Below are 21438 nucleotides of genomic sequence, written 5' to 3' on the forward strand. Positions count from 1 at the left end.
GGCGATGAGTGACGCCCTGGCTCCCGAGGCCGCCGCGGGAGCCGCGGCGGAACCCTCGGAGCCGCCGATCGAGCTGCCCGGGGTGCACGACCCGGAGTCGCCGGTGGTGGCCGAGAGCAAGGGCTTCAACGTCCACCTGGTCAACTTCGAGGGCCCGTTCGACCTGCTGCTGCAGCTGATCAGCAAGCACAAGCTGGACATCACCGAGATCGCGCTGTCGGTGATCACCGACGAGTTCATCGCCTACATCAAGGCGCTCGGCTCCGAGTGGGACCTGGACCAGACGTCGGAGTTCCTGCTGATCGCGGCGACGCTGCTGGATCTCAAGGCGGCCCGGTTGCTGCCGTCGGGCGATGTCGAGGACGCCGAGGACCTGGCGCTGCTGGAGGCGCGGGACCTGCTGTTCGCGCGACTGCTGCAGTACCGCGCGTTCAAGCAGATCGCGGCGTTGATGCAGGTCCGGATGGCCGAGGAGGCGAAGCGCTTCCCGCGGTCGGTCGGGATGGAGCCGCGGTTCGCGGATCTGCTGCCCGAGGTGCTGCTCGGTGTCGACCCGGCCGGGCTGGCGAAGCTGGCCGCGCGGGCGCTGGCGCCGAAGAAGGACGTCGTACCGGAGGGTGTCTCGCTGGCGCACCTGCACGCGCCGGCGGTCACGGTGCGGGAGCAGGCCACGGTGATCATCGACCGGTTGCGGCGGCAGCGCAGTACGACGTTCCGGTTGCTGGTGGCGGACTCGCCGGACACGGTGACGACGGTGTGCCGGTTCCTGGCGCTGCTGGAGTTGTTCCGGGAGGCGGCGGTGACGTTCGAGCAGGAGACGCCGCTGGGGGAGTTGACGGTGCGGTGGACCGGGACCGACGACGGCGAGATCGCGGTGGGGGACGAGTTCGACGAGGTGGCGGTGCCGGCCGACGGTGAGGGCGAGGCCCCGGTGGTCCCGGACGAGCCGGACTTCCTGGAGGCCGGCGAAGTCCTGACCGAGTCAGACCCCGAGCCCGAGACCGGGCCGGAAGAGCACGAGACGGTGGAGCAGTGACCGAGAACCAGACCCCCGACCTGCAAGCGCAGTCCGAGGCCGCCACCGCTGATGCCTTGGAGTCGGTCAGCAGCACAGAAACCGCTGACACTGCTGAAGCCGCGGACACTGCTGAAGCTGAGGTCGCCGAGGGGGTGCCGGTTGAGGGGGATGTCGCGGCGTTGCTGGAGGAGGATGTCGTGGTGGCGGAGGACGCCATCGACGACGTCACCATGCGGCGGGCGCTGGAAGCGATCCTGATGGTCTCCGACGAGCCGTTGCCGGTGCTGATGCTGGCGCGCACCGTGGGGCGGGCGATCGCGGACGTCACGGCGGGGCTGGCGGAGTTGTCGGCGGAGTACACCGAGCAGGGGCGTGGGTTCGACCTGCGGGAGGTCGGCGGCGGCTGGCGGTACTACACCCGCGAGGACACCGCCCTGTACGTCGAACGCTTCGTGCTCGACGGTCAGCAGTCGCGGCTCACCCAGGCGGCGCTGGAGACGCTCGCGGTGGTCGCCTACAAGCAGCCGGTCAGCCGCGCGCGGGTCTCCGCCATCCGTGGCGTGAACGTCGACGGCGTGATGCGGACGTTGATTACCCGCGGGTTGCTCGAGGAAGCCGGGCCCGACACCGAGTCGCAGTCGACGCTGTACCGGACCACGTCGTACTTCCTCGAGCGGATGGGGATGCAGTCGCTGGACGATCTGCCTGAGCTGGCTCCCTACCTTCCGGAGATGGACGACATGGAAGAGGAGCTGGCCGCGCAGGCGACTGCTGGTGCCGAGCAGGAGACGGCTTCTGCCGAGGAGGACGCGGGACCGATCGAGAACGACTTGGCGCCGCCGGCCGCACCGGTGGTAGAAGAGGACGAAGAAGAAGACAGCGAAGAACTGAGCGGGGATGAGGCCGACGACGGTCTCGCCCGTGGTGAGACGGATGAGAGTGCTACACGTGGCTGAAGAGGAATCCGGGATTCGGCTGCAGAAGGCGCTGGCGCAGGCAGGCGTGGCCAGCCGGCGGACCGCCGAGGAGATGATCGGGCAGGGCCGGGTCGAGGTCGACGGCAAGGTGATCACCGAGTTCGGCACCCGGGTCGATCCGGCCGTGTCGGTGATCCGGGTCGACGGCGAGCGGATCCCGCCGGTGACCGCGCACGTCTACATCGTGCTGAACAAGCCGCGCGGTGTCGTCACCACGATGTCCGACCCGCAGGGCCGGCCGTGTGTCGCCGACTACGTGCAGGATCGCTCGGAGCGGCTGTTCCACATCGGCCGGCTCGACACCGACACCGAGGGGCTGCTGCTGCTCACCAACCACGGTGAGTTCGCGCACCGGCTCGCGCACCCGTCGTACGAGGTGTCCAAGACGTACGTCGCCGAGGTCGAGGGAAACGTCAAGACGGGCACCCTGCGGCGGCTGACCGACGGCGTCACCCTCGAGGACGGTCCGGCCCAGGCCGACACGGTGCGCGAGATGTCCAGCATCAAGGGCCGCACGCTGGTCCAGATCACCCTGCACGAAGGCCGGAACCGGATCGTCCGCCGGATGTTCGACGCGATCAACCACCCGGTCAAGCGCCTCACCCGGACCGCGATCGGCCCGGTCCGCCGAGGCAACCTGCACACCGGCGAGCTGCGCGAACTCGACAGCAAGGAGCTCGGCCAGCTCCTCGACCTCGTCGACCTCTGAGGCTCACTCCCCGAACAGGTGCCCGGCTTCGGGGGTGTCGAGGAAGTAGCGGAAGTAGTTGGACTCGGCGAAGGTAGCGGGCACCTTCCCGAGTCCCTGAATTACCGTGGCGGTGCCGTTGGCGTGCCCCACGGCGTACAGGTAGCCGCTCTGGGTGTCCTTGTCGATCCCCAGCAGCAACGTGCCCTGTACTCCGCACCTCTCGGCGATCAGCGCGTCGAAGCCCTGCCAGGTCGATGCCCGGACCTTCTTCACCACCGGCGCCGTGCCCCCGGTCGACACCCGGATCGTGTAGAGCGCGCCGCCGTTGGTGGTCGCCAGGAACGTGTCGTACGTGCGGGTCTGGCTGATCAGCGTCATCGTCTTCACCGAGGTGAATCCGGGGAACGTCGTGTAGTACCGCCAGCCGTCCTTGGTGACCGTCCAGCGCGCGATCACGTCGTCCACCAGGGCGTAGGTGTGCTGCCGGCTGAAGCTGATGTCCGCATAGGTGCTGCGCTCGAAGTACCGGTGGTACTGCGTCCAGCCGCCTCCGACCAGACTCAACGCGTTCGAGCCCGGCACGATCTCGCCGTTGCCGTCGGTGGTGTAGCCCGTGTAGTACATCCGTGGGCCGATCACCACCAGCCCCGATCGCTGGACGCCGACCGGCACGACCGGTTCGAAGCCGAGTGAGCTGGGCAGTCGCGCGGCACCGTCCGGATACAGGTCTTTCGGGCCGACCACCGCAGTGCCGGCCGTAGGCGGCGTACCGGCCGTGACTCCTTGCAGACGGTGATCGCCGCCTGCTGTCACCGAACCCACCGCAAGCCCACACGGATTCGCCGCACTCGCAGCACTCGCCGGTACTACGGCGAACGATGCCGCCAGCAACACACCCCCCAGCAACCCCGCGACCGTACTCCGCCTTCTGCTCATCGCATCCCCCTCAGTAGTCACTGCCGGACCGTCACAACGCCACTCTCTGTGCTTGATGCGGCAAGGACCGGAAATGTTGCCGGGCAACGAAGCGGTGACGGCGCGCCTGAGACTCGTCCCGATTGTCGGAGCAGGGTCGTAGGGTGGGTGATGTGAACCGGCGAATCTTCGGCCTGGAGAACGAGTACGGAGTCACCTGCACTTTTCGCGGTCAGCGCCGACTGACCCCCGATGAGGTGGCCCGGTACTTGTTTCGGCGCGTCGTGTCCTGGGGGCGGAGCAGCAACGTCTTCCTCCGCAACGGGGCCCGGCTCTACCTCGACGTGGGCTCCCATCCGGAGTACGCGACCGGCGAGTGCGATTCGGTCACCGACCTGATCGCACACGACAAGGCGGGCGAGCGGATCCTCGAAGGACTGCTCGTCGACGCGCAGAAGAGGCTGCACGACGAGGGCATCTTCGGCGACGTCTACCTGTTCAAGAACAACACCGACTCGGCCGGCAACTCCTACGGCTGCCACGAGAACTACCTGGTCAGCCGGCACGGCGACTTCGCCAAGCTCGCCGACGTGCTGATCCCGTTCCTGGTCACCCGGCAGCTGATCTGCGGCGCCGGCAAGGTGCTGCAGACGCCCCGGGGCGCGGTGTACTCCGTGAGCCAGCGGGCCGAGCACATCTGGGAGGGCGTCTCCAGCGCGACGACCCGGTCCCGGCCGATCATCAACACCCGCGACGAGCCGCACGCCGACGCCGAGCGGTTCCGCCGCCTGCACGTGATCGTCGGCGACTCGAACATGTCCGAGACCACGATGCTGCTCAAGGTGGCCAGCACCGATCTGGTCCTGCGGATGATCGAGGCCGGCATCGTGATGCGCGACCTGACCCTGGACAACCCGATCCGGGCGATCCGCGAGATCAGCCACGACATGACCGGCAAGCGCGAGGTCCGGCTGGCCAACGGCCGCGAGGCCAGCGCGCTGGACATCCAGGGCGAGTACCTGAACAAGGCCCGCGACTTCGTCGACCGCCGCGAGCTCGGCACCCCGGCGGTGGAGCGCGCGCTGAACCTGTGGGAGCGCTGCCTGAAGGCGATCGAGTCCGGCGACCTGTCCGGGATCGAGCGCGAGATCGACTGGGTGATCAAGTACCGGCTGATCGAGCGCTACCGCCAGCAGAACAACCTCGGCCTGGCCAGTCCGCGGGTGGCCCAGCTCGACCTGGCGTACCACGACATCCACCGCCCGCGCGGGCTCTACTACCTGCTCGAGCGCAAGGGCGCGGTCACCCGCGTCGTCGACGACCTGCGGGTCTTCGAGGCCAAGTCGGTGCCGCCGCAGACCACCCGGGCCCGGCTGCGCGGCGAGTTCATCAAGAAGGCCCAGGAGCGCCGCCGCGACTTCACCGTCGACTGGGTGCACCTGAAGCTGAACGACCAGGCCCAGCGCACGGTGCTGTGCAAGGACCCGTTCAAGTCCCACGACGAGCGGGTCGAGAAGCTCATCGCCAGCATGTGACACCTGCCAGTAACCCCCGGTACGGCGTACCGGGGGTTACTGCTGCGACGCTGCGTGACGTGACCGAACGGTGACTGAGGTGGCCGGTCGTCGGCTTGGGCCCGCAGGCTAGGGTGGGCGAGTTCATCTGGCCGTATATCCAGGCGGGCCCGCCATCGGCCGGAGCCCAGCCGTGAGATTTCGAGGTGCTCGTTCGTGCGCAAGCTGTTGAGTCTGGTCGCTGTAGTGGCGCTGGGGACCTCCCTGGCCGCCTGCGGCTCCGATGATTCCAAAGCCGGGGGCGACTTCGGCAAGATCGGGGTCAAGGCGACCGAGGAGTTCGGTAAGAAGCCGACCGTGACCCACAAGGACGGGGAGCCGGACAAGGCTCTGCTGACCGAGGTGGTGAAGGAAGGCGACGGTCCGGAGGTCAAGAAGGGCGACTACCTGACCGCCAACTACCTGGGCCAGATCTGGCGTGACGGCAAGGTGTTCGACAACTCCTACGACCGCGGCGCGCCGTCGTCGTTCCCGATCGGGATCGGCGGCGTCATCAAGGGCTGGGACGAGGCGCTGGTCGGCAAGAAGGTCGGCAGCCGCGTGATCCTCTCGATCCCCGCGGACAAGGGCTACGGCCCGGCCGGCGGCAACGAGCAGGCCGGTATCACCAAGGACGACACGCTGATCTTCGTCGTCGACCTGTTCGGCAGCAGCTCGAACACCACCAAGCTCGACGCCGACCCGGTCGCGTCCGCCGCGACGCCGTTCAAGGTCACCGGCGAGCTGAACGCGGAGCCGAAGGTCACCGTGCCGGCCGGCACCAAGGCCCCGGCCAAGCCGGGCAAGCCCGTCATCCTGGCCACCGGCAAGGGCAAGCCGATCGCGAAGGGCGACCAGATCGTCGGCCGCTACGTGGTCTTCGACTACACCGGCAAGAAGCAGGCCAGCACCTGGGACGCCCAGCCGGCCTCGCAGCAGGCTCCGGCCCAGCCGGGGTCGCCGACCGACAAGCTCCAGGTCGGCCCGGGCCCGAAGGGTGAGTCCGGCGCGCTGGACGGCCTGGCGGGGATGCCGGTCGGCAGCCGCGTCCTGGTCGAGCTGCCGGGGGCCAAGGACGCCAAGGGCAAGGTGACCAACGCGTTCGCGGTCATCGACGTCCTGAACTCGTTCCCGGCCGCGAAGCAGCAGTAGTCACCGCACTCCAGCACTGACAGCAGGGCCGTTGCCTCCGGGCAGCGGCCCTGCTGCTTTTGGGCTGCTTCTGATCAGCGCCGGAACCAGCGGTTGGACTCCGGCTGGTACATCAGAACGACCCCGGTGATCACCGCCATCACGTGGATCGTGCGGATCACTGTGAACGCGACGAAGCCTGCGCTGAGCTGCACCGCGCCGAAGTCGCCGTCGGTGCGCAGCCACTCGAACGGTCCGACCAGCAGTGTTACCAGGCCGATCACGCCGAGCAGAATGGCCAGCAGGTGCCTGGACCAGTTGCGGCCGAGCCGGAAGTACTTGTCGACCACGACGAACAGGCCGCCGTAGATGACGGCCCGGAAGGCCAGCTGGGCGACCAGAGCAGGCCAGGACGTAGCAGGGTCGCCGATCGCGCCGATGACAGCGACCACCGACTCGGCGATGCCTGCGCCGATCGCCAGGAACCACGCGGCAGTCGCTGCCCGGACCGGGACCGGTGGTTCGCGCCGGGCGATGTCGTGGATCGAGAGGTTGCGCTGCGTGGTTGCCATGGTTCCACTGTGAGCGCCGCGGCCGCCCGATTCAGGAGTACTGAGACCCCGACCCCGGTGGTGGTACGTCCACCAGCCTGGCCGCGTGGCGACCCGCTGCGGCAGCTGCCTCGAAGTACGCGCGGTCGGCGTCCAGGTCACGGCCCATGGTCGACAGCTTGACCGGGGCAGCCGCCAGGGCGTCGTACAGGCCGTCGACCCCCACCCGTACTACGCGATGCCGCGCCTTGAGCGGTTCGGCGGCGTCCCGGACGGCATCGCCGAATTCACCGGCAAGATCCGGTACGACGACGTCGGCTGGCTGCAGCGCCACCCGCCCGTACGCCGTGAGGCTGTGGTGCGAGATGCCCCGATGACGGGGTCGCGGGTCGGCCTCCGAGATCCGGAGCGAGGCCACAGCCCGTCCGCGGAGCGTGCCGACCGCATTGACCGCCTCACCCGACTGGACGCCGGAGAAGCCCCAACGCGTACCGGTGCCCAGATTGCCCGGCCCCTGCGTCAGCACGACCACCTCGGCCGCCAGCACATGCACTGCGGTCAACAACCCGGTATGGACCGTGACAGCCTCGCGGTCGCCGCCGTACGCCTGCCCGACCGTCACTGTTCCGCCAAGCCAGTTGGCGTCCCGCAGTGCCGAGACAGTCCGCGAGAACGCCAGCGGCAACGCCCCGCCATCCGTCATCACGTAGACGACCCGAGTCCCCGGCCGGGCCTCGAATACCCCAGCCAGTACTGCGGGAAGCGCCGAGTGCAGATCAGCCACCACTACCGGCGTACCGAAGAGGTCGTCGGCATCACGCAGTACTGCGTGGTCCGGCGAGTCCTGCTCATCCGCACCGAGCACCATCGACTGCAGCGGCGTGTAGCGAGCCTTGACCAGGTGCCCGGTCTCCGGGGGGTCCTCGGGCAGCCTGTCAGGGATCGCCACGACCAGTGCGTAGCCGCCTGTCCCCAGGCCGCGGTCCAGGGCGCCCACGTTCAGCAGCACCCTGTCACCGACCACTGGCGAGCCGACGAGATCCGGATAGGCCAGCGCCCGCACAGCACGCTCACCAACGGTCACCGTCAGCTCCTGCGCACCGGCCCAGCTCCGCCCGAGCTCACTCACATGTCCTTCACGCCACCGCATCACCCCCCAGACCCTAATAGGTCCGAACAGATGTTCGGCGCGGAACGCGGGCTGTGGCACCGATCACCCCGTAAGGTGGTCGGGTGTCGGCGCGGAAGAGTGAGCGACTGCTCAATTTGGTGATCTGCCTGCTGGTCGCGCGCACCTACGTGACCAAGGAGCGGATCCGCGAGGTCGTCGAGGGGTACGCCGGGCAGACCGACGACGCCTTCGAGAAGATGTTCGAGCGCGACAAGGACGAGTTGCGCGACCTGGGCATCCCGATCGAGATGGGCACCATCGACAAGTTCTTCTCCGATGACGTCGGTTACCGGATCCGGCGCGATGTCTTCGAATTGCCCGAGGTCCACCTGGAGCCCGACGAGGCCGCCGTCCTGGGCGTCGCCGCACGGGTCTGGCAGCACGCCAGCCTGGCCGAGGCGACCACCTCGGCCGTGCTCAAGCTGAAGGCCGCCGGGATCCAGACCGACCAGTCCGCGCTGAGCGCGATCGAGCCGCACGTCGGCGCCTCCGAGCCGGCCTTCGACCCGATGTGGTCGGCCGTGGTCAGCCGCACCGCGGTCCGGTTCGAGCACACCCGTAGTGGCGGTTCGGCCTCGACCACCCGCACGCTGGAGCCGTGGGGGATCGTCTCCTGGCACGGCCGCTGGTACGTCGTAGGCCGTGACCGCGACCGCGAGGCGACCAGGATGTTCCGGCTGTCCCGGATCGGCGGCAACGTCAGGACGGTCGGCCAGCCGAACGCGTTCACCGTGCCCGAGGGCACCGACATCCGCTCCCTGGTCAGCGAGCTCGCGCCGCCGCGGCCGACCTCCGAGGCGAAGGTCCGGGCCCGCACGGGGTCGTGCGTGAGCCTGCGCCGCCGCTCCAACGCGATCGAGCCGTACGACGAGGAGGGCTGGGACCTGCTGCACGTCCCGTACGCCGACTCCGAGGTGCTCGCCGAGGAGATCGCGTCGTACGGGCCGGATGCGGTGGTGGTCGGCCCGGGTGACGTCCTGGACGGCGTACTGCGCCGGCTGCGGACGATCGCGGGGGTCTCCGCATGAGCAATGCCCGTGACCAGGTGCAGCGACTGCTCGCCCTGGTGCCCTACCTGCGCGAGAACGACGGCGCGCGGGTCGACGACGTGGCCGCCGAGTTCGGCGTCCGGCCGAAGCAGATCATCGCCGACCTGAAGGTGCTGTGGTTCTGCGGTCTGCCCGGCGCGCAGATGGGCGATCTGATCGAGATCGACATCGACGCGGCCGAGGGCGATGGGGTGATCCACCTCAACAACGCCGACTACCTGGCCCGCCCGCTGCGGCTGGCCGCCGACGAGGCGCTCGCCCTGTTGACCGCGCTGCGCACGCTCCGCGAGGTGACGGCCGGCCACGACCGCGATGCCGTCGACCGAGCGATCGCCAAGCTGGAGAAGGCCGCGGGGGAGGGTGCCGCCGCCATCGAAGGCTCGGCCGCTCATGTCCACGTCGAGCCTGCCGCGCCGGAGATCGCCGGCCTGGTGAACCGCGCGCTGGCCGGGAAGCAGCGGATGCACCTGACGTACGACGTACCGTCGCGCGACGAGACGACCGAGCGGGACGTCGACCCGATGCGCCTGGTGGTCTCCGACGGCCGCAGCTACCTGGAGGCGTGGTGCCGCCTGGCAGAGGACGTCCGGCTGTTCCGGCTGGACCGGATCGCTGCCGCGAAGCTCCTCGACCTGCCGAGCGAGCCGCCGCCGGAGGCGACTCCGCGGGATCTGTCCAACGGGATGTTCCAGCCGTCGGAGCGCGACCTGCTGGCCACGGTCAAGCTGGAGCCGCCGGCGCGCTGGGTGGCCGAGTACTATCCGATGGAGTCGGTCGAGGAGGTCCCCGGCAACTCCTTGGTCGTCAAGCTTCGCGTCGCCGACACCGCTTGGCTGCAACGCCTGATCCTCCGGCTGGGCGGCACCGCGACGGTCCTGGACCCGCAGGACCTGGGCAAGCAGATCGCCGAGACGGCCCGCGAGGCCCTCTCGGCGTACGACGACGTCCTGCCCTAGATCAACCTCGGGAGAGCTGCAGCTCCAGCGGGGAGGCCCGGCGCCCGCGCGGCGTGATCCGGACGCCGGCCAGCCAGCTGGTCCAGCGGCCTGCCTCAGCCTCGATCGCGGCCTCGACCTCGCTGCCCACGTCGTCCAGCAACTGGTAGCGGACATCGCCCGACTCCGGCTGTCCCCAGCCGCCGACGATCCGCCCGTCGGCCCAGACCGTCGGCCCGATGTTGCCGGTGGTGTCGAACAGCCGCGCCTTGTGCTCGCCCAGATACCAGTCGCGCTCCTTCCAGCCCATCGCCGTCGGATCCAGCGCCGGCAGGAACGCCACCCACGGCTCAGGCGCGGCAACCGGCCCCTCATCCCCAGGCAGCACGTAGCCGACCGCCCCCTCCAGCGCAACCTGTACTGCGTCGACCGCGGCCAGCGCCTTCCGGGTCTGCCCGAGCGTCCACCCGCTCCACCACTGCAGGTCCGTCACCGTCCCGGGTCCGAACGAACCCAGCCACGCGCGTGCCAGCTTCGCCCGGGCCTCGTCGGCCGGCAGCTTGTGGCCGAGGCCGCCGGGCAGCCAGTTCTCCACCGGTGACCACTGGTGCTGGGCACTCAGCCAGGTGCCGAGTGGCCGGCCCCGGACGATTCGGCCGTCGGCCGAGAGCTGGAAGAGAACTCGACTGGTCACATACGGCTGCGCGCCGTACGACTTGTCCGGCGACATGGCCAACCGGCTGCGCAGCCGTGGCTCGTCTGCTGACAACTCCTGGGCCGTCGCCGACCCGCGCAGCGCCAGCGCGGTCGCCGTCGACTCCTCGACCGCCTGCAGCCACTTGGCGCACTCCTCGGCGTCGGCCGCGATCCCCGCCTCGGCCAGGTGTTTCACCAGCAGCTTCCGCTGCTTGACCGCGATGTCGTCGGTGCAGGCGGCCTGGACGACCGGGGCGAAGGCGGTCGGCACCACGAACACCGTCCGCCGCATGCCGAGCATCCGGATCAGCGTGCGGTCGTCGTACAGGGCTCGCTCGGTGCCCGCGACCTCGCTGCCCGGCACCCGGGCCGCGATCGACAGGTGCACGGTCGCCGGGTCGGTGCCGTGCAGCACCACCAGCGAGGTGGCTGCCTCGACCGGGTCCGCCGCCTGCGCCGAGGGCGCCAACCGGTGCCGCAGCCCGAGCCGGGCACGCCGCTCGCCGACCGAAATCCGTTCCATCCCGCGTCCCCCTGAGGTCTGTGCTTCCCCTGTTCTTACCATCACGTTCCGACACCGTTGTCCGCGCCGACCGACGGCGACGCGGGGCCATCACCGGGAACCGGATAGGCTCGGGTCATGTACTGGTTCCTGCTCTTCCTCGGCGTGGTGGCGGTGTGGCTTCTGGTCCTCGCGCTGCTCGCCCGGAGGATCTGGCGCCAGGCCAAGGCACTGACGCGTGAGTTGGGTGCCGCCCAGTCCAAGCTCGAGGACGCGCAGTCGGAGGCCAGGTCCGCACGGGCCGCCGAGGACGCACGGATCCGGGCGTAGTATCGGCGCTCACGGTTTGAGCCACGAGTAGAAGTCGGTAGGGAGTTCGTCATGGTTCCGGAACTCGGAATGCCCCAGGGCGCGGAGTGGCTCGTCATTCTCGCGATCGTGGTGCTGCTGTTCGGGTCGGCCAAGCTGCCCGCGCTGGTGAAGCAGCTCGGCAAGTCGAAGAAGATCTGGGAAGAAGAGGTCGGCCCGAGCCGGAAGAAGGACGGCGAGCTGACCGAGGGCACCCAGGCGCCGACCCAGCAGGTCCACCCGCCGGTGCAGGCCCCGAGCCAGCAGCCGGTGCAGCAGCCGAACCAGGTGAACGGCCAGGCGCCGGGCGACGGCCTGCCGCCGACGCACACGGCCAACTGAGCCGCGCGCACCACCTGTGACGATGGTGAGGTTCGGACGACGGAAAGAGCGTCGCCCGAAAGACGAAGAGGGGCGGATGACGCTCCGCGAGCACATCGCGGAGCTGCGCAACCGGCTGCTCATCTCGGTGCTGGCGATCGTGCTGATGTCGGTGCTGGGCTACCTGTTCTACGACCAGGCGCTCGAGTTCCTGAAGCGGCCGTTCGACCGCGGTGTGGCCGAGCTGCTGGCGAGCAAGAACGGCGGCAAGCGGCCCGAGCTGACCTTCAACTCGGTCACCTCGCCGTTCACCTTCCAGATCAAGATCTCGCTGGTCTTCGGCCTGATCCTGGCCAGCCCGGTCTGGCTGTACGAGCTGTGGGCGTTCATCGCGCCCGGTCTGCACCGCAGCGAGAAGAAGTGGGCGTTCCTGTTCGCCGGGATCGCCACTCCGCTGTTCGCCGCCGGCCTGTGGGTCGCCTACTGGACGCTCCCCAAGGGCATCGAGATCCTGATCGGCTTCACCCCGGACTTCGCCCAGAACCTGATCACGCTGCCGGAGTACCTGGACTTCGTGCTGCGCACGATGCTGGTGTTCGGGATCGCGTTCCTGCTGCCACTGGTGGTGGTGCTGCTGAACATCCTGGGCATCGTGCCGGCCTCGGCGCTGTCCAAGTTCCGGCCGTACATCATCTTGTCGATCTTCGTCTTCGGCGCGGTGGCGACCCCGTCCGGCGACCCGTTCTCGCTGATGTTCCTGGCCGTGCCGATGTGTCTGCTGTTCTTCGCGGCCGAGATCATCGCCAAGCTGAACGACCGGCGCAAGCGCCGCAAGGCCGAAGAACTGCTGGCGGACTGATGGCCCGCAAGATCGCGCTGGTGGTCAATCCCACCAGCGGCCGCGGCCTGGGCGCCCGGGTCGCGCCGGTGGTCCGGGCCGAGCTGGAGGCCGGCGGCCTGACCGTCGACGAGTTCACCACCACCTGCGCCGAGGACGTCGGCCGGATCGCCGCCGAGGTGATCGCCTCCGGCGCCGACGCGGTCGCGCTGGTCGGCGGTGACGGCACCATCCACCTCGGCGCGCAGGTGCTGGCGAAGTCGGGGATGGCGTTCGGCGTCATCCCGGCCGGGACCGGCAACGACTTCGCCCGCGGCATCGGCGTACCGCTGAAGGATCCGAAGGCCGCGGCCGCGCTGATCGTCAACGGCCGGACCAAGGCGATCGACCTGGCCACGGCCAACGACCGGTACATCACCACCGTGGTGGCCGGCGGCTTCGACTCGCTGGTGAACAAGCGCGCCAACGCGATGAACTGGCCGAAGGGCAACGCCCGCTACACGCTGGCCACGTTCGCCGAGCTGCGCACCTTCCAGCCGCTCTCGTACGTCGTCACCGTCGACGGTGAGCCGCTCGAGACCGACGCCATGCTGGTCGCGGTCGGCACCGGCCCGACGTACGGCGGCGGGCTGCAGATCTGCGCCGGCGCCGAGATCGACGACGGGCTGCTCGACATCACGGTGATCAAGCCGGTCTCCCGGCTGACCCTGCTGCAGATGTTCCCCAAACTGGCCAAGGGCAGTCACGTCGGCCACCCGGCGGTGCACACGCTGCGCGGCCGCTCGGTCCGGCTCGAGTCGGCCGGCGTCACAGCGTACGCCGACGGCGAGATCCTCGGCCCGCTGCCGGTCGAGATCGGCATCGCGCCCGGCGCGCTGACCGTCTTCGCCTGATCTCTTAACACAACGAATTTCCCTGATCTCTGTTCGTGACGGCTGTTTGTCTGATAGGAAAGCTTCCTAACAGATGAACTCGACGCCCCTCGAAGGAGTCACCGTGCCGAACCGCCCCACGCACACCGGCCGCAAGCTGGCCGGCATCCTGCTCGGACTCGCCGTCGCCGCCGCCCCGGCGACCGCGAACGCCTCGCCGTTCCGCCCCTACCAGGACGGCGCCGCGGCGCCGTCCGCGACCGCGGTCCCGGCGCCCGCCGCGATCGGGCTGGACGACCCGGTGAAGAAGGAGATCGCGATGAAGCTCGTCTCCAGCGCGGAGAACTCCTCGCTGGACTGGAAGGCGCAGTACAAGTACATCGAGGACATCGACGACGGCCGCGGCTACACCGGCGGCATCATCGGCTTCTGCTCCGGCACCCACGACATGCTCGAGCTGGTCGAGCTGTACACCCAGCGCAAGCCGGGCAACGTGCTGGCCAAGTACCTGCCGGCGCTGCGCAACGTCGACGGCTCCGACTCGCACGCCGGACTGGACCCGAACTTCACCAGGGACTGGAAGACCGCCGCCAACGACAGCGTCTTCAAGACCGCCCAGAACGACGAGCGGGACCGGGTCTACTTCAACCCGTCGGTCAGCCAGGGCAAGGCCGACGGCGTCGGCGTCCTCGGCCAGTTCACGTACTACGACGCGATCGTGATGCACGGCGACGGCAACGACTCCACCAGCTTCCGCAACATCCGCAAGCGCGCGCTGACCAAGGCCAAGCCGCCGGCCCAGGGCGGGAACGAGACCACCTGGCTGAACGCCTTCCTGGATGCCCGGGTCTGGGCGATGAAGCAGGAGGACGCGCACAGCGAGACCAGCCGGGTCGACACCGCCCAGCGGGTCTTCCTGCGCAACGGCAACCTGAACCTGAACACGCCGCTGAGCTGGAAGGTCTACGGCGACTCGTTCCGGATCGACTGACCGCGACCGACAGAGCACATCGACCGCCCTGACCGGTCGATGACAGCCCCCGCAGCCCGAGTGTCCCCGGGCCGCGGGGGCTTCTTCGTGAGCCGCCCCGGATGGACCTGACGTGGTTCTGGGGGTGGCGTCGCATAGATTGGGGCCCATGAGCACCCCGTCCGAGAAGTACGCCGTTTTCCGCTCGGACCAGGAGCATCCCGCGGTCAAGGAGTTCCGTTCGCTCTACGACTTCCAGCTGGACGAGTTCCAGCTGCGGGCGTGCGCGGCGCTGGAGGACGGCCACCAGGTCCTGGTCGCGGCCCCGACCGGGTCGGGCAAGACGCTGGTCGGCGAGTTCGCGGTGCACCTGGCCCTGCAGCGGGGGCAGAAGTGCTTCTACACCACCCCGATCAAGGCGCTGAGCAACCAGAAGTACGGCGACCTGGTCCGCCGGTACGGCGCGGACAACGTCGGCCTGCTGACCGGTGACAACTCGATCAACTCCGAGGCCCCGGTCGTCGTGATGACGACCGAGGTGCTGCGCAACATGCTCTACGCCAGGTCGCAGACACTGCTCGGCCTGTCCTACGTGGTGATGGACGAGGTGCACTACCTCGCCGACCGGGCCCGTGGCGCGGTCTGGGAGGAAGTGATCATCCACCTGCCGGAGTCGGTCTCGGTGGTCTCGCTGTCGGCGACGGTGAGCAACGCCGAGGAGTTCGGCGACTGGCTGGAGACGGTCCGCGGCAACACCGTGGTGGTGCTGGAGGAGAAGCGGCCGGTGCCGCTGTTCCAGCACGTGATGGTCGGCAAACGGCTGCACGACCTGTTCGCGGGCGAGGCGCCGACCGCGCGGGCCGGCGGCGTAGCGCAGTACGGGCCACAGAGTTCGCCGAAGCCGAAGTCGGGCAACCCGGCGAAGGCGGGAGCCGCCGGGCCGGACCTCAAGGACCTGGTCAACCCGGCGCTGGTCAAGCTGGCTCGCGACGACAGCCGGATCCACCGCGACGACTCGCGCAAGCCGCGCCGCCGCCGGGACATGCCGAAGGCCCGGCCGCCCCGGTCGAACTTCACGCCGTACCGGTCCGATGTGGTCGAGGAGCTGGATGCCGGGGCGCTGCTGCCGGCGATCTACTTCATCTTCTCCCGCAAGGGCTGCGAGGACGCGATGCTGCAGTGCCTGCGGTCGGGCCTGCGGCTGACCAAGCCGAGTGAGCGCGACGAGATCAAGCGGGTGCTGGCTGAGCGCACGGCCGACCTGCCCGACGAGGATCTCGGCGTGCTCGGCTACCACGACTTCGCCGAGGCGCTCAGCCGTGGCATCGCGGCCCACCACGCGGGCATGCTGGCGGCCTTCAAGGAGGTCGTCGAGGAGCTGTTCGCGCGCGGCCTGATCAAGGTCGTCTTCGCCACCGAGACGCTTGCCCTCGGCATCAACATGCCGGCCCGCACGGTGGTGCTGGAGAAGCTGGGCAAGTGGAACGGCGAGGCGCACGTCGACATCACGCCGGGGGAGTACACCCAGCTGACCGGTCGCGCCGGTCGTCGCGGCATCGACGTCGAGGGACACGCGGTGGTGCTCTGGCAGCCGGGCTTCGAGCCGCGTGCCGTGGCCGGCCTTGCCTCGACCCGGACCTATCCGCTCCGCTCGTCGTTCTCCCCGTCGTACAACATGGCGGTCAACCTGGTCCGCCAGGTCGGCCGCAGCCGGGCCCGGGACATGCTGGAGCTGTCGTTCGCGCAGTTCCAGTCCGACCAGGCCGTGGTCGGGCTGGCCCGGCAGGTGCAGCGCAACACCGAGGCGCTGGAGGGCTACAAGGACTCCATCAACTGCCACCTCGGCGACTTCCTCGAGTACGCCGCGCTGCGCCGCCGGATCGGCGACCGGGAGTCGTCGGGCTCGAAGGCGCGCAAGCTGGACCGCCGGGTCGAGGCGCAGGAGTCGCTGGAGAAGCTGCGGATCGGCGACATCATCCGGATCCCGGCCGGCCGCAGCGCGGGCTGGGCGCTGGTGCTCGACGCCGGGGTCAGGTCGGAGCGCGAGGGGCCGCGGCCGACCGTGCTGACCCTCGACCGGCAGGTGCGCAAGCTGTCGATGATCGACTTCCCGACCCCGGTGGCGGCGATCAGCTCACTGCGGGTGCCGAAGAAGTTCAACCCGCGCAACCCGCAGCAGCGGCGCGAGCTCGCCCACGTACTGCGGGGCCGCACCGACATGATCGGCGAGGACGGTCCGCCGTCGTCGCGCAGCCGCAGCGGCGACGTCGTCACGCACGCCGACGACCCGGAGCTGCAGCAGATGCGCGCCGAGCTGCGCGCGCACCCCTGCCACGGCTGCGCGGATCGCGAGGACCACGCCCGCTGGGCCGAGCGGTACTTCCGGCTGGACCGGGAGAACCGCGACACCCAGCGCAAGATCGACCAGCGGACGAACACGATCGCCCGCCAGTTCGACCGGGTCTGCCAGGTGCTCGACGCGCTGCACTACCTGGACGGCGACAAGACCACCGAGGCCGGCGACCGGCTGTCGCGGATCTACACCGAGCTCGACCTGGTCGCGGCGGAGTGCCTGCGGGTCGGGGTGTTCGACGACCTCGAGGTACCGGAGCTGGCGGCCGCGCTGGCTGCGCTGGTCTACGAGTCGCGCTCCAAGGACGAGCCGTCGTCACCCCGGCTGCCGCGCGGCGAGGTCCGCGAGGCGCTCGACCGGATGGGCCTGATCTGGCGCGAGCTGTCGGCGCTCGAGCGGGACATGCGGGTCGACTTCCTGCGCTCGATGGACCTCGGCTTCTGCTGGGCCGCCTACCGCTGGGCGTCGGGTGCCTCACTGGCCGAGGTGCTCTACGAGTCCGACCTGGCCGCCGGCGACTTCGTCCGCTGGGTCAAGCAGCTCATCGACCTGACCGAGCAGGTCGCTGACGCGGCCGGCCCGACCCCGCTGCGCCATACGGCTCGCCAGGTCACCGACCAGATCCGCCGCGGCGTGATCGCCTACGCCTCGGTGGTCGACGAGCCGTAAGAGCTCGCTAGAACATCAACGCTCTGAAGTGCGGATCCGTGGTGCTGTCCTCGCCGGCCATCGAGGCGAGGACAGCCCGTACTGCGTCGACCGCGGCGTCGCCGTAGGTCTTGCGCAGCCTGCGCTCATAAGCCTGGTGGAAACGCCTCGCGGCGGCCAGCGCTGCCTGGCCGCGCTCTGACAGCTGGATCAGCCGCGCTCTGCCGTCGGTGGGATCCGGGCGGCGCTCGACGTACCCGCGGCGCTCCATGTCGTCGACGATCTGGGCCGCACCCTGCTTGGTGATGTCGAGCCGCTCCGCCAGCGCGCCGACGGTGGCGGGCGCCGCGCCGAGCGTTCGCAGTACGAAGCCGTCGGAGCGCCCTTGGTCGTCGAAGCCCTGCGCCGCGGTCGTCGCCCGCAGCTCACGGACGAACTGCTGCTCCGCGAGCACCAGGAGAATGCCGAAATCCGGCTTGCCATTCGCTGCCATGGCTCCCATGATAGACAAGTCAGCTTGTCTATCTCGCAGGGGGATCCGATGGCGATCATCCGCGCGGCCGACGCGCCGCAGTTTCAGCTACCTGGTGTGCACTTCACCGGCCTCGCCGCGCCCAGCCGAGGCTCGAAAGGCTTGTGCACCTGGCGTTTGCGGGTCGAGGCGGGTCTGCGCAGCGATGCAGCCCACACCCTCGACCGCGACGAGATCTTCATGGTCCTGTCCGGCACTGTCCAGCTCACCCCGAACGGCGAGAAGCTAGGCCCGGGCGACGCGGCCGTGGTGCCCGCGGGCGAAGAGATCCAGCTCAGCAACCTCGGCGAAACCGACGCCGAGCTGTACGTCGCGATCACCGCAGGCTTCACCGGCACGATGGCCGACGGTTCAACGGTGCAACCACCCTGGGCGCAGTAGCTGGTCAGCAGCGGCGGATGGGGGCGCTGTAGGTGGTGTTGCTCGGGTTGGCGACGTAGTAGTCGGTGACCCAGCTGCTGTCGGTCAGTCGGTTCCAGACTGGGGTAGTACCGACTGTGGTGCCGGCTCGTTGGCAGGTGATCCAGGCGAGGGAGCCGATGGGTAGCGGGCTTGGGTAGGCGGAGTACGCCGTACCGGGGCCGCGGCGTCTGGACAGGTTGTCGGTTGTTGTCTGGTACGGGTAGCTGCAGCCGGGGATCGGTGGGCTGTAGCCAGTCTTGTTGGGGGTGCGGGCGTAGTAGTCGGTGACGTAGGTGCCGTCGATCAGCTTGTTCCAGACGGTGGTGGTGCCGATCTTCGGGCCGTAGGTCTGGCAGACGATTCGGATGCCTGAGTTCTGCGCCAGCGTCGCTCTGATCGGGTAGGCGGTGGACGGGCCGCTGTAGGTGTGGACCGAGGTTCGTAGCGTGTAGGTGTACCAAACGGACGCGACGGGGGCGTCGAAGCGGTCGTTGTCGATGTTGAGGGTGACGCCGCCGTGCGTCTCGTCGTGGTCGCCTCGGTACTGCTTCGCGCGCTGGCCGGCAGACCAGTAGCGGTTGGAGATCAGCGGCCAGCCGGTCAGTGTCGAGCTCAGGTCCCAGCGGGCGATCCAGAGTGCGTCCGGGCGGGCATAGGCGGTTGAGTTGTAGACCTCTGCCAGGTGGCGAGCGCCGGAGTCCTGGTGGGCGTACACCGCCGAGAGGTAGCCCCGGCGATGCAGTTCCTTCGTCCAGGAGGACAAGTACCGCAGTACTGTCGCTCGGCAGGTCGCGTCGGACACGGTGTAGTGCTCCATGTCGCCGTAGATCGCGCTGCCCGGCAGGAGCCCGAGTGCTGCGGCCTTCGCGACCGCATCTGCTGCCTGTGCCGTCCCCTGGGTCGCGGCAGACGGCACTGTCATCTTCACCGCGTTGGGACGTGTAGTGCAGGGCGCCTGATAGCCCATGTAGACAGGGATGAGCCGCCACCCCATCCGCGTCACGCTGCTCACCCAGCTGGCCGTCAACTGCGGCTGTGCGCAGCCACGGTTCACCCCGCCGATGTAGATCCCCACAGCCCGGTACGGCGATGCCAACCAAGCCGACATCTGCGCCACCGTCGGCGCAGTACAGGCGTCGAGGGCCAGCCCGGTGTACCTGGTCGCCGTCGCACTGGCCGGATATCCCACGGGCGTAGCCGGTTCGGCTGCCGCCGGCTCCGTCATCCCCAGACCGAACCCGACACACAGCAACAGCACCAGCACGCGCCTCATGCCAACCAGCCCCCTAGTCATTTGCAGTACACGCCTTCCATCGACGTCCTGCAATGCTCAGGAACCACCTTCAGGCAGGATGGCCGGTAGCCCACCAACCAGAGGAGCGAGGATGGAACCGACGATCGTCGAGCGTGCGGCCCAGCCGTACGTCGCGCTGCGCGGCAAGGTCGCGATGACCGAGATCGGCGAGTTCGCCGGCCGGACGCCGGAGCTGTTCAGCTGGCTCGCGGCCCGCACCATCGACCCGGTCGGGGACGTGTTCTTCAAGTACGACGTGGTCGACATGGACAACGGTCTGGTGCTGGAGATCGGCCTCCCGGTCGAGCAGCGCCAGCACGGTGAGGGCGAGATCGTCGGCGGCGTGCTGCCGGCCGGCCGCTACGTCAGCGTCACCCACATCGGTCACCCCGACGAGCTGGAGCGGGTGACCGGCGAACTGCTGGCCTGGGCCGAGGCCGAAGGGCTGGAGTGGGACACCGACGGCAGCAAGTGGGGCAGCCGGCTCGAGGTCTACAAGTCCGACCCGATCGACCAGCCGGACATGAGCACCTGGGAGACCGAGCTGCTCTTCCGGCTTCGCGGCTGATCAGTTGCCGACGATCCTGGCCGGGGTGAGCCGGCTCGACCCCGAGCGGATCCGCCACGTCGCCTCACCGCTGATCGAGCTCGGCTGTGCCCTGCACGTCCTCGCCGAGCCGCGCCACCACGACCGCACCGACTGGGCCGCGCAGACCCGCGCCGCGATGCCCGCAGTACTGCGGGACGAGTTGGCCACCTGGACCTGGACGGTGCGCGCGGTCCGGGCCCGCTTCTTCGCGACCAGCCCGGCCACCGGCCTGCCGTCCTTCGCCGACGAGCTCGCCGCATTGCGCTCCCGCCCACCGGAGGACCTCGCCGCCGAGCTGGTCCGCCCGCTGCGTGGCCAGCCGTTGGGCAGCCGCAGCACCGACCCGGACGCCGTACGCCGCTGGGCTTTGAGCCGCGGCCGCCCAATCGCCGAGCTGGTCGAGTCGCTGCTGACCGACCCGGCCGAGCCGGTCGGGAGGTTCCTGGATCTCCTCGACGCGTGCTGGCAGAACTGGTTCGGAGAGATCTGGGCGGCGTCGCGCGACCAGTTGGCGGCCCGCGGCCGGCAGGACCGGGATCTGGCCGTGCGGGACGGGCTAAGCGTGATGCTGCGCGGGCTGGACGGCTCGGTCGAGGTCAGGGATCCGGACAGCCTGGTCGTGCAGAAGATCCAGAACAAGCGGATCGACTTGGCGCAGCGCTCGCTGCTGCTGGTGCCGAGCAACTTCATCGCGCCACACCTGTTCCTCGGTGAGGTCCCCGGGGAGCCGCTGACCGTCATCTACCCGGCAGGTGGTCGCGGGCAGGCCGTAGTACCGACTGCACAGGCGATTCGGCAGCGGCTGGAGGCCCTCGCTGTGGCCGACCGGTTGCAGGTCTGCCGGGCCGTCGCGAGCGAGTCCCGGACTGCAGGGGAGATCGCGGCGCTCTGGAATCTCCACCCGACGCAGGTCACCCGGCACCTGCGCGCGCTGACCAGGGCCGGCCTGGTGACGGCCGAGCGACAGGGCAGATTCGTCGCCTACCGACTGGACGAAGAGGCCTTCCGCAGTATCGGCACAGATCTGCTCGACCTCGTGATGCGCTGACGAGATCCGTCAATCCAACGACCGATCGCCCGGC

22 protein-coding genes are annotated in these 21438 nt (G+C 69.3%); 16 read left to right on the plus strand and 6 right to left on the minus strand.

Annotated features, from left to right (window positions below):
• Positions 1-4 precede the first annotated feature (4 nt).
• Genes AB0P21_RS34520 through AB0P21_RS34530 form a run of 3 tightly spaced genes read left to right on the plus strand, consistent with a single transcriptional unit; the run spans position 5 to position 2704 of the window.
• Entirely contained in the window at positions 5-1036 is a 1032-nt protein-coding gene (locus tag AB0P21_RS34520) for a segregation/condensation protein A (RefSeq protein WP_363702403.1), read from the plus strand.
• The gene (gene scpB, locus AB0P21_RS34525; protein ID WP_363702405.1) at positions 1033-1974 is read left to right on the plus strand and encodes an SMC-Scp complex subunit ScpB; all 942 of its coding nucleotides are present in this window, start codon (positions 1033-1035) and stop codon (positions 1972-1974) included. The genes AB0P21_RS34520 and scpB overlap by 4 nt, the downstream gene beginning before the upstream one ends.
• A complete protein-coding gene (locus AB0P21_RS34530) occupies positions 1952-2704 on the plus strand; it encodes a pseudouridine synthase (RefSeq protein ID WP_363702407.1) in 753 nt (250 codons plus the stop codon). The genes scpB and AB0P21_RS34530 overlap by 23 nt, the downstream gene beginning before the upstream one ends.
• Before the next feature lie 3 nt (positions 2705-2707).
• Here AB0P21_RS34530 and AB0P21_RS34535 read toward each other — a convergent pair whose 3' ends face one another.
• Positions 2708-3622: a hypothetical protein gene (locus AB0P21_RS34535; RefSeq protein ID WP_363702409.1), complete on the minus strand. Its 915-nt coding sequence runs from the start codon at positions 3620-3622 to the stop codon at positions 2708-2710.
• Between the two features lie 152 nt (positions 3623-3774).
• Between AB0P21_RS34535 and pafA the strand changes: the two genes are divergently transcribed.
• Together pafA and AB0P21_RS34545 are read left to right on the plus strand one after the other, a co-directional pair.
• A complete protein-coding gene (gene pafA / locus AB0P21_RS34540; protein WP_363702411.1) occupies positions 3775-5136 on the plus strand; it encodes a Pup--protein ligase in 1362 nt (453 codons plus the stop codon).
• Between the two features lie 195 nt (positions 5137-5331).
• Complete coding sequence (locus AB0P21_RS34545) at positions 5332-6306, plus strand: FKBP-type peptidyl-prolyl cis-trans isomerase (RefSeq protein ID WP_363702413.1); 975 nt, start codon at positions 5332-5334, stop codon at positions 6304-6306.
• Positions 6307-6380: 74 nt separating this feature from the next.
• Here AB0P21_RS34545 and AB0P21_RS34550 read toward each other — a convergent pair whose 3' ends face one another.
• Together AB0P21_RS34550 and AB0P21_RS34555 are read right to left on the minus strand one after the other, a co-directional pair.
• Complete coding sequence (locus AB0P21_RS34550) at positions 6381-6857, minus strand: hypothetical protein (protein ID WP_363702415.1); 477 nt, start codon at positions 6855-6857, stop codon at positions 6381-6383.
• Positions 6858-6888: 31 nt separating this feature from the next.
• The gene (locus tag AB0P21_RS34555) at positions 6889-7965 is read right to left on the minus strand and encodes a DUF3866 family protein (RefSeq protein ID WP_363702417.1); all 1077 of its coding nucleotides are present in this window, start codon (positions 7963-7965) and stop codon (positions 6889-6891) included.
• Between the two features lie 104 nt (positions 7966-8069).
• On the opposite strand from AB0P21_RS34555, the gene AB0P21_RS34560 reads away from it, so the two are divergent.
• On the plus strand, positions 8070-9035 hold the full coding sequence (locus AB0P21_RS34560) for a WYL domain-containing protein (protein ID WP_363702419.1): 966 nt from the start codon (positions 8070-8072) through the stop codon (positions 9033-9035).
• Entirely contained in the window at positions 9032-10012 is a 981-nt protein-coding gene (locus tag AB0P21_RS34565) for a WYL domain-containing protein (protein WP_363702421.1), read from the plus strand. Before AB0P21_RS34560 ends, AB0P21_RS34565 begins: the two co-directional genes overlap by 4 nt.
• Before the next feature lies 1 nt (position 10013).
• On the opposite strand, the gene AB0P21_RS34570 is transcribed toward AB0P21_RS34565, so the two are convergent.
• On the minus strand, positions 10014-11210 hold the full coding sequence (locus AB0P21_RS34570) for a winged helix DNA-binding domain-containing protein (protein ID WP_363702423.1): 1197 nt from the start codon (positions 11208-11210) through the stop codon (positions 10014-10016).
• Between the two features lie 117 nt (positions 11211-11327).
• Between AB0P21_RS34570 and AB0P21_RS34575 the strand changes: the two genes are divergently transcribed.
• The 6 genes from AB0P21_RS34575 (at position 11328) to AB0P21_RS34600 (ending at position 17560) form a co-directional block, all read left to right on the plus strand.
• A complete protein-coding gene (locus AB0P21_RS34575; RefSeq protein WP_363702425.1) occupies positions 11328-11519 on the plus strand; it encodes a hypothetical protein in 192 nt (63 codons plus the stop codon).
• 51 nt (positions 11520-11570) lie between these two features.
• Positions 11571-11879: a twin-arginine translocase TatA/TatE family subunit gene (locus AB0P21_RS34580; protein ID WP_363702427.1), complete on the plus strand. Its 309-nt coding sequence runs from the start codon at positions 11571-11573 to the stop codon at positions 11877-11879.
• A gap of 76 nt (positions 11880-11955) precedes the next feature.
• A complete protein-coding gene (tatC, locus tag AB0P21_RS34585; protein WP_363702429.1) occupies positions 11956-12717 on the plus strand; it encodes a twin-arginine translocase subunit TatC in 762 nt (253 codons plus the stop codon).
• Positions 12717-13589, plus strand: coding sequence for a YegS/Rv2252/BmrU family lipid kinase (locus AB0P21_RS34590; protein ID WP_363702431.1), 873 nt, complete (start codon positions 12717-12719; stop codon positions 13587-13589). Before tatC ends, AB0P21_RS34590 begins: the two co-directional genes overlap by 1 nt.
• Positions 13590-13662: 73 nt before the next feature.
• Positions 13663-14559 carry a chitosanase gene (locus tag AB0P21_RS34595; protein ID WP_363702433.1) on the plus strand — a complete coding sequence of 299 codons (897 nt, stop codon included), beginning with the start codon at positions 13663-13665 and terminating at the stop codon, positions 14557-14559.
• Between the two features lie 148 nt (positions 14560-14707).
• Entirely contained in the window at positions 14708-17560 is a 2853-nt protein-coding gene (locus tag AB0P21_RS34600; protein ID WP_363702435.1) for a DEAD/DEAH box helicase, read from the plus strand.
• A 7-nt stretch (positions 17561-17567) separates the two neighbouring features.
• Here AB0P21_RS34600 and AB0P21_RS34605 read toward each other — a convergent pair whose 3' ends face one another.
• Positions 17568-18032, minus strand: coding sequence for a MarR family transcriptional regulator (locus tag AB0P21_RS34605; RefSeq protein ID WP_363702437.1), 465 nt, complete (start codon positions 18030-18032; stop codon positions 17568-17570).
• Positions 18033-18080: 48 nt separating this feature from the next.
• Here AB0P21_RS34605 and AB0P21_RS34610 point away from each other — a divergent pair, with 48 nt between their 5' ends.
• On the plus strand, positions 18081-18452 hold the full coding sequence (locus AB0P21_RS34610; protein ID WP_363702439.1) for a cupin domain-containing protein: 372 nt from the start codon (positions 18081-18083) through the stop codon (positions 18450-18452).
• 4 nt (positions 18453-18456) lie between these two features.
• On the opposite strand, the gene AB0P21_RS34615 is transcribed toward AB0P21_RS34610, so the two are convergent.
• Complete coding sequence (locus AB0P21_RS34615; RefSeq protein ID WP_363702441.1) at positions 18457-19746, minus strand: glycoside hydrolase domain-containing protein; 1290 nt, start codon at positions 19744-19746, stop codon at positions 18457-18459.
• A 112-nt stretch (positions 19747-19858) separates the two neighbouring features.
• On the opposite strand from AB0P21_RS34615, the gene AB0P21_RS34620 reads away from it, so the two are divergent.
• Together AB0P21_RS34620 and AB0P21_RS34625 are read left to right on the plus strand one after the other, a co-directional pair.
• On the plus strand, positions 19859-20335 hold the full coding sequence (locus tag AB0P21_RS34620; RefSeq protein ID WP_363702443.1) for a GyrI-like domain-containing protein: 477 nt from the start codon (positions 19859-19861) through the stop codon (positions 20333-20335).
• 25 nt (positions 20336-20360) lie between these two features.
• Entirely contained in the window at positions 20361-21404 is a 1044-nt protein-coding gene (locus AB0P21_RS34625; protein WP_363702445.1) for a DUF5937 family protein, read from the plus strand.
• The last annotated feature ends 34 nt before the right edge of the window (positions 21405-21438 follow it).

It is taken from the genome of Kribbella sp. NPDC056861 (genome assembly GCF_040687575.1).
Taxonomy (GTDB): Bacteria; Actinomycetota; Actinomycetes; order Propionibacteriales; family Kribbellaceae; genus Kribbella.

Excerpts from the sequence above, each read along its gene's own strand:
- AB0P21_RS34550 (WP_363702415.1), bottom strand. The coding sequence starts at position 6,857 with ATGGCAACCACGCAGCGCAACCTCTCGATCCACGACATCGCCCGGCGC.
- AB0P21_RS34600 (WP_363702435.1), top strand. The coding sequence starts at position 14,708 with ATGAGCACCCCGTCCGAGAAGTACGCCGTTTTCCGCTCGGACCAGGAG.
- AB0P21_RS34530 (WP_363702407.1), top strand. The coding sequence starts at position 1,952 with ATGAGAGTGCTACACGTGGCTGAAGAGGAATCCGGGATTCGGCTGCAG.
- AB0P21_RS34565 (WP_363702421.1), top strand. The coding sequence starts at position 9,032 with ATGAGCAATGCCCGTGACCAGGTGCAGCGACTGCTCGCCCTGGTGCCC.
- AB0P21_RS34570 (WP_363702423.1), bottom strand. The coding sequence starts at position 11,210 with ATGGAACGGATTTCGGTCGGCGAGCGGCGTGCCCGGCTCGGGCTGCGG.
- AB0P21_RS34610 (WP_363702439.1), top strand. The coding sequence starts at position 18,081 with ATGGCGATCATCCGCGCGGCCGACGCGCCGCAGTTTCAGCTACCTGGT.
- AB0P21_RS34580 (WP_363702427.1), top strand. The coding sequence starts at position 11,571 with ATGGTTCCGGAACTCGGAATGCCCCAGGGCGCGGAGTGGCTCGTCATT.
- tatC (WP_363702429.1), top strand. The coding sequence starts at position 11,956 with ATGACGCTCCGCGAGCACATCGCGGAGCTGCGCAACCGGCTGCTCATC.
- AB0P21_RS34605 (WP_363702437.1), bottom strand. The coding sequence starts at position 18,032 with ATGGCAGCGAATGGCAAGCCGGATTTCGGCATTCTCCTGGTGCTCGCG.
- AB0P21_RS34590 (WP_363702431.1), top strand. The coding sequence starts at position 12,717 with ATGGCCCGCAAGATCGCGCTGGTGGTCAATCCCACCAGCGGCCGCGGC.
- AB0P21_RS34575 (WP_363702425.1), top strand. The coding sequence starts at position 11,328 with ATGTACTGGTTCCTGCTCTTCCTCGGCGTGGTGGCGGTGTGGCTTCTG.
- AB0P21_RS34535 (WP_363702409.1), bottom strand. The coding sequence starts at position 3,622 with ATGAGCAGAAGGCGGAGTACGGTCGCGGGGTTGCTGGGGGGTGTGTTG.
- AB0P21_RS34595 (WP_363702433.1), top strand. The coding sequence starts at position 13,663 with ATGAACTCGACGCCCCTCGAAGGAGTCACCGTGCCGAACCGCCCCACG.
- AB0P21_RS34620 (WP_363702443.1), top strand. The coding sequence starts at position 19,859 with ATGGAACCGACGATCGTCGAGCGTGCGGCCCAGCCGTACGTCGCGCTG.
- AB0P21_RS34615 (WP_363702441.1), bottom strand. The coding sequence starts at position 19,746 with ATGAGGCGCGTGCTGGTGCTGTTGCTGTGTGTCGGGTTCGGTCTGGGG.
- AB0P21_RS34520 (WP_363702403.1), top strand. The coding sequence starts at position 5 with ATGAGTGACGCCCTGGCTCCCGAGGCCGCCGCGGGAGCCGCGGCGGAA.